Raw genomic sequence first — 15,304 nt, 5'->3', positions numbered from 1 at the left:
CTGTATAAGTATAATATTATCAAATTAAAAAAATTATGTGAAAATACTTATACAAATTTATTAAATTTATTTTTATACTTATTTAAAAACTTATTATTTTTTATCTAGGACTCTTATATAATAAGTAGACTGATATGTTATAATAAACTTACGTTCGTAAAAGAGGTGATTATATGGATTTTAAAATTCATTCAAAATTTGCACCAACAGGCGATCAGCCACAAGCAATAGATAAACTTGTGGATGGACTAAATAAAAATTATAAACATCAAACACTTTTGGGAGTTACTGGCTCTGGTAAAACTTTTACTATGGCAAATATAATAGAAAAAGTACAAAAACCAACTTTAGTAATTGCTCATAATAAGACTCTTGCCTACCAATTGGCGAGTGAGTTTAGGGAATTTTTTCCAGAAAATGCAGTTGAATATTTTGTATCTTATTATGATTACTATCAACCAGAAGCCTATGTACCACAGACGGATACATTTATAGAAAAGGACTCTTCAATAAATGATGAAATAGATAAATTGCGTCACTCTGCGACTATGTCCTTATTTGAAAGAAGGGACACAATAATAGTTGCATCAGTTTCTTGCATCTATGGACTAGGAGACCCGATTGATTATGAAAATCTTGTTGTATCTCTTAGACCTGGCATGCAAAAAGATAGAAATGAAATAATGAAACAATTAATTTCTATTCAATATGTTAGAAATGATATAGATTTTGTCAGGGGAACTTTTAGAGCCAGGGGAGATATCTTAGAAATATTTCCAGCGGCTTCATCAAATAACTCAATAAGGGTTGAGTTTTTTGGAGATGAAATAGATAGGATTTCTGAAATAGATGCTTTGACAGGAGAAGTTGTTGGATATAGAAAGCACGTTGCAATTTATCCAGCTTCCCACTTTGCTACAACTGATATTAAGGTGCAAAGAGCAATAGAAACTATAAAAGAAGAATTAAAAGATAGATTACACGAACTAAGAGACCAAGAAAAACTTTTGGAAGCTCAAAGACTAGAGCAAAGAACGAATTATGATATAGAAATGTTAAATGAGATGGGATTTTGTTCTGGAATAGAAAATTATTCAAGGCACTTATCGCAAAGACCAGCAGGGTCAAGACCTTATACCTTGATTGACTATTTTCCAAAAGATTTTATAACTATAATAGATGAATCTCATGCGACAATTCCACAAATTAGAGGAATGTATAATGGCGACAGGGCGAGAAAACAAACCCTAGTTGATTATGGTTTTAGGCTTCCATCAGCCCTAGACAATAGACCACTTCAATTTGATGAATTTGAGAGCATGATGAATCAATGTATTTATGTTTCTGCAACTCCAGGACCATATGAAAAAGAACATGAAGAGCAAAGAGTTGAACAAATCATAAGACCGACTGGCCTACTTGATCCAGAAATTGATGTAAGGCCAACCAAAAATCAAATTGATAATATTTTAAGTGAAATTGATAGGGTCAAGAGTAAGGGCGAAAGAGTTTTAATTACAACCCTTACTAAGAAAATGGCAGAGGACTTAACCGATTATTTAAAAAATATAGGAATCAAAGTAACCTACATGCACTCTGATGTCGATACAATTGAGCGTATGGAAATAATTAGAGATCTAAGACTTGGCAAGTATGACGTACTTGTTGGAATCAACTTGCTAAGAGAGGGACTTGATTTACCGGAAGTTTCTTTGGTTGTAATTTTAGATGCAGACAAGGAAGGTTTCTTGCGTTCAGAAACTTCCTTAATACAAACTGCTGGCCGTGCAGCGAGAAATGTTGATGGCAAGGTAATAATGTATGCAGATATGATCACTGGATCTATGAAAGTTACAATAGATGAGACGAAAAGACGTAGACAAATTCAAGATGCCTACAATAAAGAACACAATATACAACCTACTTCAATAAGAAAAGAAGTAAGAGATGTAATAGAAGCAACTATTGCAGCCGAAGAAGAATTTAAATATGATGCAGTAGAAGAATTTAGCGACCAAGAAATAGAAGCTATGATTGATTCTTTAAAGGGCGAAATGTATAAGGCTGCAGAAGAATTAGACTTTGAAAAAGCAGCAGAAATTAGAGATAAGATAAAAGAATTAAGAGATAGTATAGAAAGAATGAAAGATGACTAGGTGATTATTTGGCAAATAACGAAATTGTAATTAAGGGAGCCAGGGTCCACAATCTAAAAAATATAGATGTGACCCTTCCCAGAGATAAATTTATTGTTTTTACTGGTCTATCTGGATCTGGCAAGTCTTCTTTAGCCTTTGATACAATTTATGCAGAAGGACAGAGAAGATATGTTGAATCATTATCATCTTATGCTAGACAGTTTTTAGGACAAATGGACAAGCCAGAAGTTTCTTATATTTCAGGCATGAGTCCAGCTATATCAATCGACCAAAAAACTACATCAAAAAACCCAAGATCAACAGTAGGAACAGTAACAGAAATATATGATTATATCCGTCTGCTTTATGCAAGAATTGGACACCCATATTGTCCGAAATGTGGCAAGGAAATATCAGCCTATAGTATAGACCAGATGGTGGATAGGGTTATGAAACTTGAAGAAAGAACTAGAATTCAAATTCTATCCCCAGTAATTAGGAGAAGAAAAGGGGCCCACAAGAGAAATCTTGAAAAAATAAAAAAGGATGGATATTTAAGATTAAAAGTTGATGGCGAACTAAGAGAAATCGAAGAAGACATAGAACTTGATAAAAACAAACAACACGATATAGATATTGTTGTAGATAGACTTATAGTAAAAGAAGGAATAGAAGCAAGACTTGCTGATTCTTTAGAATTAGCCTTGAGAGAAGCAGATGGAATTGTCAGAGTTGAAATAATAGATGGAGAAACCCTTACTTTTTCATCAAAGTTAGCCTGTCCTGATTGCGGCATAGTTTTAGAAGAAATCACACCGAGATCTTTTTCTTTCAATGCTCCGATTGGTGCTTGCGAAACTTGTAATGGAATAGGTTTTTCTAAAGAGCCTGACCCAGATTTGATTATACCTAACAAAGATTTATCAATAGATGAGGGAGCAGTAGCCTGCTATTCAACAACTCCAAACACCTATTATTTCGAAATGATAAAAAATCTAGCTAAAAAATACGGACTAAAAAGTAATGAGCCGATAAAAAATGCTTCAAAAGAATGTATGAATGCTCTACTTTATGGATCTGATGAAACAATATCATTTAGCTTTGATTCACATTTTTCAGGAAGGAAAAAATATAGGGGATCTTTTGAGGGAATAGTAAATAATTTAAAGAGAAGATATTCAGAAACATCATCTGATATGATGCTTGGAAAAATAGAAGAGTTTATGAACAATGAACCTTGCCCAACTTGCCACGGAGCGAGATTAAAAGAAGAAGCCTTGGCTGTTAAAGTTTCTGGACTAAATATTTTTGAAGCGACAGAACTTCCAGTTGCAAAATCTATTGAATTTTTTAATAATATAGAATTAACAGAAAAAGAAAAAGTAATAGCTAGCGAAATCTTAAAAGAAATAAATTCAAGACTTAGCTTTTTAAAAAATGTTGGTCTGGATTATATAACCCTATCAAGACTTAGCTCAACCCTATCTGGAGGAGAATCTCAAAGGATTAGACTAGCAACCCAAATAGGATCTCAACTTGTTGGAGTAGTTTATGTTTTAGATGAGCCAAGCATAGGCCTTCATCAAAGAGACAATGCAATGCTGCTTAAAACTTTGAGAAAATTAACAGATATAGGAAATACTTTAATAGTTGTTGAACATGATGAAGATACAATCAGATCAGCTGACCAAATTGTAGATATTGGACCATATGCTGGAGTGAACGGGGGATATTTAGTTGCACAAGGTAGCGTTAAAGATATAGAAAAAGAAAAGAAATCTATAACTGGAGACTATCTTGCAGGCAGGAAAAAAATTGAAGTTCCAGAAGAGAGAAGACCCTACACTGGCAAGTCAATAAAAATAATTGGGGCAGCCCAAAATAATTTAAAAAATATAGATGTGGAAATACCACTCGGACAATTTGTAGCTATAACTGGCGTGTCTGGTGGGGGAAAATCATCACTTATAAATGAAATATTATATAAATCACTTGCTCAAAAAATAAATGGATCAAGAATAAAACCAGGCAAGCACGAAAAAATTGAAGGAATAGAAAATATAGACAAGGTTGTTGAAATAGACCAATCTCCAATAGGAAGAACACCAAGATCAAACCCAGCAACCTATACAGGAGCCTTTGATGTAGTTAGAGATATATTTGCCATGACCAACGAAGCAAAATTAAGAGGTTATAAAAAAGGCAGATTTTCTTTCAATGTTAAGGGTGGAAGGTGTGAAGCTTGCAAGGGCGATGGTATAATAAAAGTTGAAATGCACTTTTTACCAGATGTCTATGTTCCATGTGATGTTTGCAAAGGAAAAAGATACAACAGAGAAACTTTGAGTGTAACTTACAAGGGTAAAAATATTTCAGATGTTTTAGATATGACAGTTGATGAGGCTATAGAATATTTTTCCAACCATCCAAGAGTTTTAAGAAAATTAGAAACTTTAAGGGATGTTGGTCTATCCTATATAAAACTTGGTCAACCTTCAACTCAATTATCTGGAGGAGAAGCCCAAAGAATAAAACTAGCAACAGAATTATCAAAAAGACCAACTGGACAAACTCTTTATATCCTAGATGAACCGACAACAGGCCTGCATACAGAAGATATAAGAAAATTATTACTAGTCTTAAATGAGTTAGTAAACAGGGGAAACACAGTTGTTGTAATTGAACATAATTTAGATGTAATAAAAGTTGCAGACCATATAATAGACCTTGGACCAGAAGGTGGAGATCAAGGTGGACAAATTGTTGGAGTTGGAAGACCAGAAGATATAGTTAAGATAAAAAAATCCTATACAGGCAAATTTTTAAAAGAAGTTTTAAATAAAAAGGAGTAGGGAAAGTGACAAGAAAAAAGATAATTAGTTTTTTATTAATTTTTGTAATTTGTCTTATGCCAATGCAAGTCTTTGCAAATTATGTAAGACCAAATAATTTTATGGATAAAAAGGGTGCAGAAAGAACTGCGGAAATAAAAAGATTTCAAGCAATTTCAAATATTCCAGTATCAGGCGGAATAGATGATTTAACTTACAAAGTTCTTTATGGCCCAGATATGGTAGTAAGAGATGAAATAAGCAAGGCTCCAACAAGCGGAGAATGGATAGTAGTGAATAAATCTAAAAAAACATTAACTTATTATAAGGGCAAGTCTCCAATGTATAAATTTCCAGTTTGCCTTGGAACAAGCGCAACACCAACTCCATCAGCAAAAGCAAAAATTGCTAACAAACACGTAAATCCAGCTTGGGGAGGCATGGGTGGAAAATACAAACCAGTAGCAGCAAATGATCCAAACAATCCTCTAGGAGAAAGATGGATGGGACTTAGTATACCAGGCCAATCAGGTTATGGAATACATGGAACAATAAAACCAGTACAAATAGGAACATATTCATCAAATGGATGTATAAGAATGTTTAATTATGATATTGAAACATTTATTTTTCCAAGAGCAAAAGTTGGCATGCCAGTTTGGATTGGAACCGATGCAGAGCTAGAAGCTTGGGGAGTAAAACAAAATGTAGAATATGCACCTAAAAAACAAGAAGCACCAGCACAAGAACAACCACAAGAAGAAAACTATAAAACTGGGGAGCTTTTAGTATTTTAAAAGTAAGCTAGTATAAAAATATTCGGCATGAAGTTTAAACTTTGTGCCGATTTTTTTATGTGATTAAAATTAATATATAAATTAACAAATCTATTAAATAAAAACTTTATATAATATATAATTAATATAAGAAACTATACCGATTATACCTAATAAAAATAATATAGGAGCTGGAGATATGAGATGTTATAATTGCGGTTTTGAAAATGAGGAATCAGCGAAATTTTGTGAAAAATGTGGAAGCAATCTTTCTGAGAACTTTGAAAATAAATTAGAAGATAAAAATGAAAACAAGATTGAAAACAAACCCGAAAATAAAGTAGAGAATAAAACAGAAGATAAATTTGAAAATAAAGCTGAAAACAGAATTGAAGATAAATCTGAAAACAAGTCTGGAAAAAGCTCTGAAAATAAAGCTGTAGATAATTCTAAAAATAATTCTGAAAATAAATTTGAAGATAGCTTTGGAGAAGACGATACCTTATACATAAAAAAAGAAAATCTTGAAGAAATTAACAAATCCTATCCAAGAAATGATAATTTTGAAAGACCTAATAATTCTTATTCGAGGAATAATAGCTTTGAAGATAACAACAAATCTCATACTAGAAACGATAGATTTGAAGATACTAACAAAAGAAATGACAGGGAAGACTTTAAAGATAATAAGACTAGAAATAAAATTATTATAGGAAGTATTATTGGACTTGTAATAATAGCTTTGATAACTAGTTACATTGTTTACGATGCAAATAAGAATAAAAAAATTAAATTGCTAGAACAATCCCTTAAGACTGAAGAAGTAGATAAAAACTATAAAAGAATGGCTGAGATAAACCAAGAACTTTATAATCTAACTAAAGATCCAAAATATAAAAAAGAAATAGACAAAATTGGATCACTTAAAGAAATTGAAGAGAAGAGTGCCAATATTAGAGAATTAATCAACAATTATGAATTTGTAGAAGCCTATAAAAGACTAAAGGCGATGGAACTTGGATCAGTAAGAGATGATGATGAATTAAATAGTTTATATGCTAGTTTTGAAGCAAATTTAAACAAAAAACTTGATTTAAATGTCAATTTAGAAGATTATGAAGAATCTCAAAAATTATTGGAAGATTTATTAGTTATAGATCCAGATGACCAATATATTTCTGGTCTGCTTGAAATTGTCAATTCAAAGAAAAAAGAATTGGAAGATAAAATAAAAGAAGAAGAGGCTGAAAAAGAAAGAGAAGCAGAATATCAAGAATCACTTTCCCAAAGGTCCGATAGTTATTATGGATATTATGATATAGATATCGGAGATTTTGGACTTATAAGTGTAGAAAAAGCCTATCTATATGATGCTCCAGGCAGAGGAAATAAAAAAGTCGGCTATTGGATTATGGAAGATGAAGTTAGGTTTTATGATATAGCAGTAGTCGATGGAGTCTATTGGGTAAATACAAGTCCTAACAAAAACTGGTGGGTATCAACAGATGATATGATACTCGAATCTAACTGATATTATTCCAATATTTAAGACTAGATTAAAAATAAAATTTAAAGAAAAAAAGATCCTGTAAATAAGCAGGATTTTTCTTTGCACAAAATTATTAAAAATAAGAAAAGCTATGAAAAATATCATAGCTTTAAATAAAAATTATCGAAATTAAGCTCCTAATATTTTTGTTGCAAGACCAAAGTAGATCATTAGAACTACGGAGTCAATTATTGTTGTTATTAGGGCTGATGCCATTATAGCTGGGTCAAGATGTATTTTCTTTGCTCCCATTGGAAGTAGGGCGCCCATGACCTTAGCTAAAACTACAGTTGTAAATAAGGTTAAAGATACTAAAAATGAAATATGGATCTCAACCTTAGATAGGAAAATTAATCTAAGGAAGTTAACTACACTTAGCACTCCACCACATATTATACCGACTCTCATTTCCTTAAATATTACAGGAAGAGCATTTGACAAACCGATTTCATCTGTTGCCAAGGCCCTTATTATTATAGTTGATGATTGGCTACCTGAGTTACCACCAGTATCAGTAATCATAGGAATGAAAGTTGTTAAAATAATATATTGAGAAATTATATAATTATAATTACTTATTATTCCAGATGTTAAAGTTGCTGAAACCATCAAAACTAAAAGCCAGGGAATCCTGTTTTTTGCAAGTTGCCAAGCGGTTTGGTCTAAGTATTCATTTTCTGAAGGGTTAACAGCAGCCATCCTGTGGAAGTCTTCTGTAGCCTCTTCTGTTACGACATCTAAAACGTCATCAAAAGTTATGATACCACATAGTCTATATTCATTATCCACAACTGGAAGGGCAATGTAACCATACTTTACAAATTTATCTGCAACTTCTTCTTGGTCATCTGTTGTTGTAACACTGACAACATCTTCTTCCATTATGTCTTTTATTTGTTGGTTTGGATCAGAAACAACAAGACTTCTTAAAGTTACAAAACCAAGTAACATCTTGTATTCATTTTCTACATAACAAGTGTAGATTGTTTCCTTATGCATGCCAGTATTTTTAATATGAAGCATGGCTTCTTTTACTGTCATATCAGGTTTTAAAGAGACATATTCTATTGTCATTATTGATCCAGCAGAATCTTCTGGATATCTTAAAAATTCATTTATTAATTTTCTTTCATTTGGGGGTGCCTGTGCAAGTACTTTGGTAACAACATTGGCAGGCATTTCCTCAATCAAGTCAATCCTATCATCAAAGTTCATCTTTTCTAGTAAGTTTTGTAACTCTGGTTCTGTTATTGAATTTACTATTCTTAATTGATTGTAGACTTCCATGTAGGAAAATACTTCAGCACTTTTTTCTTTAGGTAGCATCCTAAAAACTAGAAGCATTTCTTGGTCATCTAAGTCCTCAATGATTTCTGCTATATCAACAACATTTAGTTCACTTACAGAATCTTTTAAATCTTTTAAATGTTTTTTTTCTATTAATTCTTGATAATAATCTCTGTATTCTTTGTATTCATTGTAATCCAATTCTTACACCTCCGTAAAATTATCATTTTTATTTTTCTTATGATAGCAACGATAATAATATACTAGACAAGCAAGTATAAAGCAAATATTAAAGCTTAGTAGTGGTCTAGGCAAATATTTAAAAAACCTTATAAGATAGAAAGAAAGAATGGCAAATATAGGAAAAACTTTACTATCATCAAGTCTTGTCTTGTAGGACTTGTTTGCTAAATATATAGAAAAATAAATTATAAAGATAGTAAATATTAGAGCTATAGAAGCAAAACCAATTAAAAAAAAGACTAAGGCAAAATAATATGCCAATAAATAAATTACCTCTACTAAAATTAAATTATCAGGATAAATAAGGCTTTTTTTGTAGTCTAGGTCAAATATATTGTTATAATTATTAATATAGATAAAAGTTGAAATTATCCATATTATTATAGATAGAACTTTGAAAATATTTATATTAAATCTAAAATCTGTAATTAGTATAAATAAAGCCAAGGGTAGGAAAAATATATTCACTAGAGGGGAAGTCTTATTTCTTAAAAAATCGCTTTTCTTTATTTGTAAAGCTATAAGATATACAATAGCTATTGATGAGATAAATAAAATTAAGCGAATATAATATTTAAGATTATAAGATCCAAAGCTGACCTCTTTTGCTTTTACGAGAAAATAAAAGAGTAATATGTTTAAGATTAAAAATATAAAGTAATGAATTTTTTTATTAAAAGAATTTTTCATAATAACCCCCTTCTTGATTATAGCATAGCTAGACCAGTGAGATTTTATATAAATTGTAAAGTATTTTAAATAAATTTAGGAGGAAAGAAAAAATGGGAAAAAGTGCAGATAAAGTTTTTGAATTTTTTGAAAAAATTTCTGAAATTCCAAGATGTTCTGGAGATGAAAAAAGAATTTCAGACTACTTAGTAGCTTTTGCAAAAGAAAGAAATTTAGAATGTATCCAAGATGGCGCCTACAATGTAATTATAAAAAAGCCTGCTAGTCCTGGTTTTGAAGATTCTGTGCCAGTGATCATACAAGGACACATGGACATGGTTTGTGTAAAGGAAGACTCATCAGACCATGATTTTGATAAGGACCCAATAAAATTAATAAAAGATGGAGATTTTATCAAGGCTGATGGAACAACTCTTGGAGCAGACAATGGGATAGCAGTTGCCATGGCTCTTGCTATTTTAGATTCAGATGATATAAAACATCCACCGCTAGAAATTTTAATCACAACAAGCGAAGAAACAACTATGGGCGGAGCAGCAGCTGTTGATGGAAATGATTTATCTGGCAAAAGACTTTTAAATATTGACTCTGAAGAAGAAGGAGTATTCACTTTATCTTCTGCAGGTGGTGGAACTTTAGAATTTTATTTTGACAAGACAAGAGAAAAAATAAATAAGGAAGGCTTAAAAATAACAGTTGAAGGTCTTTTGGGAGGACACTCTGGCCAAGAGATCACAAAAGAAAGAGCCAATGCCATAAAAATTTTAGCTAGGATTTTAAACGAAATCAGAAAAGAAAATCCATTGAGAATAGGAAAAATAAATGCAGGGATTAAAGACAATGCAATTCCTTCCTTTGCAGAAACTGAAATTTACCTAGAAGATATAGAAAAAGCAAAAAAAGTTTTTGAAGAGATTTCTGATAAATTAGTAGATGAATATCAAGTTCAAGACCCAGGAATGGAAATCACTTTATCTGAAATAGATATAGAAGAAGCTTATTTAGAAAAAGAAACAAATAAGTTGATTGATTTTGCAATCCTAATGCCAGATGGAGTTATATCCATGTCAAAAGAATTTAAGGGACTTGCTGAAGCATCACTTAACAATGCTCAAATTTTTGAAGAAGATAAATTAGTATACAGGGTTTCAATCAGATCATCAAGAGATTCAAAATATGATTTTATGCTAAATATTTTTGAAATTTTGACAGAAAGACTTGGTGTTGAAATGCTCTTAGTAAATTCTTATCCATCTTGGGAATTTGAAAAAGACAATAAACTAAAAGAAATAGCAGAAGAAACTTATAAAGAAGTATTTTCAAAAGGTGCAAGATTTGAAGCAACTCACGGTGGCTTAGAATGTGGTATGTTAAAATCAAAATTAAAAGACTGTGAAATGATATCTTACGGACCAAATATTTACGATTGCCATAGTCCAAAAGAAAGACTTAGCATAAGTTCAAGTGAGAGAATTTGGGAATATACTTTAAAATTACTAGAAAATTTAAAATAATATCAAATAAAAGAAAGTGTGAAAGAAATAAATCTTCCACACTTTTTATTTTTCTATTTCAAACTCGTCTCCATTTCCAGAAATTATATACAAAATTTTATCTGGATAGCTAGCTTGATACTTATCTTTTAATCTTTTTGAGATATCAAAGTCCTCCCACATATGCATAGGGAAGAAGTTTTTTGCATCAATTGTTTTTAAAATATAATCAGCTGTCAAATCATAATATTCATTAAGCCTTGGGTCAACTGGCATCATAACAATATCTGTTTTCAGGTCTTTAAACTTATCAACTTCAGATTTAAACCAGACATCCATCTCTTCAATATCTTTTTTAGTATAGTGAGGCCACATCCAATAATTTAGGTCTCCGCAGTGGATGGCTCCAAAATCATCAGCCTCTACATAAAAACTAACTCCCTCATCTGTTGAGCCATGACTAATAATTTTTAAGTCGTCAAGCTTTAATTCTTGATCTGGACCTATCAATTTAATCTTGTTATCTGCTTTTACAGATACATCATCAGAAATAATATAGGCTTCTGCTGGGTAGTCAAAGATTTTAGAAGAGAAATGGTCTTCGTGCCTATGAGTTACAAAGAAAAAAACTTTTTTATCTTTTGGGATATCGAGTTTTCCGCCTATATAATCAAAGACTAAATAATAATTTTTTGTAGTCAATGTATAGCAAGAGTGTTTTATAAATTTAACTTTAATTTTTTCCATAATATTCCTCCTCATTTATTGATACCAATATTAAAGAAATTTAAAATAGATTTCATTTATTATTCACATATAATAATTATATTAATATTAGTTAAGGGGGCAATAATATGTTTGAAAATAATAATAAAAATTATAACAACTACGATAACAATGACAATACTAACTATAATAATTATGAAAATAGATACCAAGATCAGACTTATGTTCCAGAAAGAAGGCCTAAGAAAAAATCTAATAAGTCTGTAATTATTCTCGCACTAGTTTTTTCTATGCTTGGAGGAATCGTTGGATCTGCTATAACCAATGTAATCTTAACAGACAATGCCATCTCTTCTAGTTCAGAACCTGCGAGCCAAAAAATAACAATAAATTCAGATAAGAAATTAGATGTTGCAACAGCAGTTGCTAAAAAAGCCATGCCTTCTGTTGTAGGAATAACAACAAGAGGACAAGTTGACTACGGATTTTTTGGTTCAGTTGAAGCATCTGGTACAGGATCTGGAATAGTCGTTGATGAAAAAGGCTATATTCTTACCAATGCCCATGTTGTAAAATTAAATGACCAAGTTGTAAGTGAATGTTCTGTAATAGTTGATGATGGAACAGAATTAAGAGGAAAACCAATTTGGGTTGATAGTGGAATAGACCTTGCCATAGTAAAAATTGATCCAGCTGGCAAAAAACTTCTAGCAGCTGATCTTGGAGATTCAGATTCACTTGAAATTGGAGAAACTGCAATAGCAATTGGAAACCCAATTAATATTGCCTTTGAAAAATCTGTATCACAAGGTATTGTTTCAGGACTAGATAGGTATTTAGGTCAAGTTGATGGTGGCGGATTTATGATGGGACTAATTCAAACTGATGCATCAATCAACGGTGGTAACTCAGGCGGACCACTACTTAATTCTAAGGGACAAGTTATTGGGATAAATACAGTAAAAGTTTCTTCAGCAGAAGGTATGGGATTTGCAATTCCTATAAATTTTGTAAAACCAATTATTAAACAAGTAATTGAAACAGGAGATTATACTTCTCCATCACTTGGAATATTATCCGTCGATGTTGAAGGGGCTAGAAGATATCTAAACCAAGAAATAAAAGTCCAAAATGGAGTTTTTGTAATAAAAATCTATGACAACTCACCAGCTGCAGTTGCAGGTATAGAAGTTGGCGATGTTATAGTTAAAATTGGAGACCAAGATATTGATTCAACTGCAAAAATGAAGTCAGTTTTATACCAATATACACAAGGAGATAAGGCCAAGGTAACAGTTATAAGAAATAAAAAGCAAATGGAAATAGAAGTTGATTTTGGTAATTATAGCGTAGATAATGACAAACAAGCCAAAGAAGATATGATCAGGGGACAAGAAAGAAGTCAAAAATCTGGCCTAGGCGGATTTGAAGATTAAAAATAAAATATTTTAAAGCTAATCGGCATTAAGTTTTTACTTTTTGCCGATTATTTTATTTAGATAAAGTTTTAGGGGTAATATAATAAATATCAAATAGTTAATAATGATTTTAAATTTAATATTAAGATATTATACAAGGAGGAAATTATGGGACATTTAAAAGGAAAAACAGCCATAATAACTGGAGGAGGAAAAGCCCTTCTAAAAGATGGAACAGCAGGAGCAATAGGATATGGGGTTGCCTTAGCCTATGCAAAAGAGGGAGCAAATTTAATTATAACTGGTAGAAATGTAAAAAAATTAGAAGATGCGAAAAAAGAACTTGAAGAAAATTATGGAATAAAAGTTCTAGCTTTGCAAGCTGATGTTTCTGCTGGCAATGACAATGAAAAAACTATAAAAAATGTCGTAGAAAAAACTATTGAAACTTTTTCTAGAATTGATGTTTTAATTAATATAGCACAAGCTTCTGCATCAGGAGTTCCTTTAGCTGATAATACAACTGACCAATTTAATCTTGCTATTTATTCTGGACTTTATGCAAGTTTTTATTACATGAAATATTGCTATCCTTATTTAAAAGAAAGTAAGGGAACAGTAATAAACTTTGGATCAGGAGCAGGACTTTTTGGAAATTATGGACAAGTTGCCTATGCAGCAGCCAAAGAAGGAATCAGAGGAATGTCCAGAGTAGCTGCAACAGAATGGGCAAAAGATGGCATAAATGTAAATGTAGTATGTCCTCTTGCATACACTGCAGCTCTTGAAAGATTTAAGGAAGAATATCCTCAAGCCTACGAAGAAAATGTTACTATACCACCAATTGGTTATCTTGGAAAACCAGAAGAAGATATAGCTAGGGTTTGTGTTCAGTTAGCTTCACCAGACTTTAAATATATGACAGGAGAAACCTTAACTCTAGAAGGTGGACTTGGACTAAGACCATAAATTTATAAAAATAAAAGTCTAATTTACAAATTAATGTAGATTAGACTTTTTTAATAATTATTTTTCTATATTTTCTATTATCTCATAAATTTCTCTTGGGCTACTTGCTATATAGCTTGCATCTTTTAATTCTTCTTTTTCTCCAAATCCGTAAGAAGTTCCAATTGAAATAAGATTATGTTCAGTTGCAACCTTTATATCGTGGAACCTATCTCCAACAATTATAAAAGGTCCTGGATATTTATTTTCAATACTTTCAAAAATTTCTTCCTTGCTTATGAAGTCATAGGCCTCTGCACAAAAGTATTCGTCGATATACTTATCAAGCTTGAACTCTTGTCTGTGAGCATTCATATAGGAATTTTTGCAATTACTCAAAATAAAAAGTTTTCTTCCATCCTTTTTTAAATTTTCAAGCAATTCAATAACTCCTGGATAAAGTTTTGCCTTGTGGTTTTTAATAAGATTTAGCATCTCATCGCCAATCATATTACTAACCGTATCGACTATATCTTGTTTAAGATCAGGTGCAAAGCTAGACCACATTTCATATTTATTGTAGCCAAGCCACTTTGTAACTTCTTCTACTTTGAACTTTCTTTCTGGCATATAATTATTTTCTACAAGATAATCATAGGCCTGTGTAAAAGCTTGGTAGTAAATGTAACTTGTTTCATGAAGAGTGCCGTCGTAATCAAAGATTATATTATGCATTCTCAATTTCCTTAATTAAGTTTATCATTTCAATTACATTTAATGCACAGTCGTAACCCTTGTTACCAACTTTTGATCCAGATCTTTCAATAGCTTGTTCTATATTTTCAGTTGTAAGAACTCCAAAAGCAACTGGAACTTCTGTCTTTAAAGATACTTGAGCAACGCCCTTAGCAACTTCATTGCAAACATAGTCGTAATGAGTAGTAGATCCTCTAATAACTGCACCAAGTGCAATTACTGCATCATATTTTCCATTGTTAGCAAGTTTTTGTGAAATTAGAGGAATTTCAAATGCTCCTGGCACCCAATACACATCTATATTTGCTTCATCAACTCCGTGACGAGTTAGTCCATCGATTGCACCTGAAAGTAATTTTGATGTTATAAATTCGTTAAATCTTGCAACAACAATACCAACTTTGACATCACCAGAAACTAATTTACCTTCAAAAATTTTAACATTCATT

11 protein-coding genes are annotated in these 15,304 nt (G+C 31.5%); 7 read left to right on the top strand and 4 right to left on the bottom strand.

Features of this window, described 5'->3' with window-relative positions:
• The first annotated feature begins 173 nt into the window (after positions 1–173).
• The 4 genes from uvrB to HGPB_RS02435 all read left to right on the top strand — a co-directional run bounded on the left by uvrB (position 174) and on the right by HGPB_RS02435 (position 7,276).
• Positions 174–2,156, top strand: a complete 1,983-nt coding sequence (uvrB, locus tag HGPB_RS02450; protein ID WP_019132099.1) for an excinuclease ABC subunit UvrB — start codon at positions 174–176, stop codon at positions 2,154–2,156.
• Positions 2,157–2,164: 8 nt separating this feature from the next.
• Positions 2,165–4,990 (top strand): excinuclease ABC subunit UvrA, encoded by a 2,826-nt coding sequence (uvrA, locus tag HGPB_RS02445; RefSeq protein ID WP_019132098.1) that lies wholly within the window; start codon positions 2,165–2,167, stop codon positions 4,988–4,990.
• 5 nt (positions 4,991–4,995) lie between these two features.
• The gene (locus tag HGPB_RS02440; protein ID WP_019132097.1) at positions 4,996–5,766 is read left to right on the top strand and encodes a L,D-transpeptidase; all 771 of its coding nucleotides are present in this window, start codon (positions 4,996–4,998) and stop codon (positions 5,764–5,766) included.
• 178 nt (positions 5,767–5,944) lie between these two features.
• Positions 5,945–7,276 (top strand): zinc ribbon domain-containing protein, encoded by a 1,332-nt coding sequence (locus HGPB_RS02435; RefSeq protein WP_019132096.1) that lies wholly within the window; start codon positions 5,945–5,947, stop codon positions 7,274–7,276.
• 147 nt (positions 7,277–7,423) lie between these two features.
• Here the strand turns inward: HGPB_RS02435 and mgtE are convergent, their stop codons facing one another.
• Positions 7,424–8,782 carry a magnesium transporter gene (mgtE, locus tag HGPB_RS02430; protein WP_019132095.1) on the bottom strand — a complete coding sequence of 453 codons (1,359 nt, stop codon included), beginning with the start codon at positions 8,780–8,782 and terminating at the stop codon, positions 7,424–7,426.
• Between the two features lie 824 nt (positions 8,783–9,606).
• Here mgtE and HGPB_RS02420 point away from each other — a divergent pair.
• Entirely contained in the window at positions 9,607–11,028 is a 1,422-nt protein-coding gene (locus HGPB_RS02420; RefSeq protein ID WP_019132093.1) for an aminoacyl-histidine dipeptidase, read from the top strand.
• Positions 11,029–11,073: 45 nt separating this feature from the next.
• Here the strand turns inward: HGPB_RS02420 and HGPB_RS02415 are convergent, their stop codons facing one another.
• Positions 11,074–11,754, bottom strand: coding sequence for an MBL fold metallo-hydrolase (locus HGPB_RS02415; RefSeq protein ID WP_019132092.1), 681 nt, complete (start codon positions 11,752–11,754; stop codon positions 11,074–11,076).
• Positions 11,755–11,861: 107 nt separating this feature from the next.
• Here HGPB_RS02415 and HGPB_RS02410 point away from each other — a divergent pair, with 107 nt between their 5' ends.
• Complete coding sequence (locus HGPB_RS02410) at positions 11,862–13,169, top strand: S1C family serine protease (RefSeq protein WP_019132091.1); 1,308 nt, start codon at positions 11,862–11,864, stop codon at positions 13,167–13,169.
• Positions 13,170–13,319: 150 nt separating this feature from the next.
• Positions 13,320–14,120 (top strand): SDR family NAD(P)-dependent oxidoreductase, encoded by an 801-nt coding sequence (locus tag HGPB_RS02405; RefSeq protein ID WP_019132090.1) that lies wholly within the window; start codon positions 13,320–13,322, stop codon positions 14,118–14,120.
• 57 nt (positions 14,121–14,177) lie between these two features.
• On the opposite strand, the gene HGPB_RS02400 is transcribed toward HGPB_RS02405, so the two are convergent.
• Entirely contained in the window at positions 14,178–14,834 is a 657-nt protein-coding gene (locus HGPB_RS02400; protein ID WP_019132089.1) for an HAD family hydrolase, read from the bottom strand.
• Positions 14,827–15,303: a 6,7-dimethyl-8-ribityllumazine synthase gene (ribH, locus tag HGPB_RS02395; protein WP_019132088.1), complete on the bottom strand. Its 477-nt coding sequence runs from the start codon at positions 15,301–15,303 to the stop codon at positions 14,827–14,829. The genes HGPB_RS02400 and ribH overlap by 8 nt, the downstream gene beginning before the upstream one ends.
• Position 15,304: the final 1 nt, after the last annotated feature.

This window comes from Peptoniphilus obesi ph1, assembly GCF_000311865.1.
Lineage (GTDB): Bacteria > Bacillota > Clostridia > Tissierellales > Peptoniphilaceae > Peptoniphilus_E > Peptoniphilus_E obesi.
The sequence above is the reverse complement of the archived record's forward strand: the minus strand, read 5'-3'. Positions and strand labels throughout refer to the sequence as shown.

Coding starts and splice junctions, on each gene's coding strand:
- uvrB (WP_019132099.1), top strand. CDS start 174: ATGGATTTTAAAATTCATTCAAAATTTGCACCAACAGGCGATCAGCCA.
- HGPB_RS02435 (WP_019132096.1), top strand. CDS start 5,945: ATGAGATGTTATAATTGCGGTTTTGAAAATGAGGAATCAGCGAAATTT.
- HGPB_RS02420 (WP_019132093.1), top strand. CDS start 9,607: ATGGGAAAAAGTGCAGATAAAGTTTTTGAATTTTTTGAAAAAATTTCT.
- HGPB_RS02415 (WP_019132092.1), bottom strand. CDS start 11,754: ATGGAAAAAATTAAAGTTAAATTTATAAAACACTCTTGCTATACATTG.
- HGPB_RS02410 (WP_019132091.1), top strand. CDS start 11,862: ATGTTTGAAAATAATAATAAAAATTATAACAACTACGATAACAATGAC.
- HGPB_RS02405 (WP_019132090.1), top strand. CDS start 13,320: ATGGGACATTTAAAAGGAAAAACAGCCATAATAACTGGAGGAGGAAAA.
- HGPB_RS02400 (WP_019132089.1), bottom strand. CDS start 14,834: ATGCATAATATAATCTTTGATTACGACGGCACTCTTCATGAAACAAGT.
- ribH (WP_019132088.1), bottom strand. CDS start 15,303: ATGAATGTTAAAATTTTTGAAGGTAAATTAGTTTCTGGTGATGTCAAA.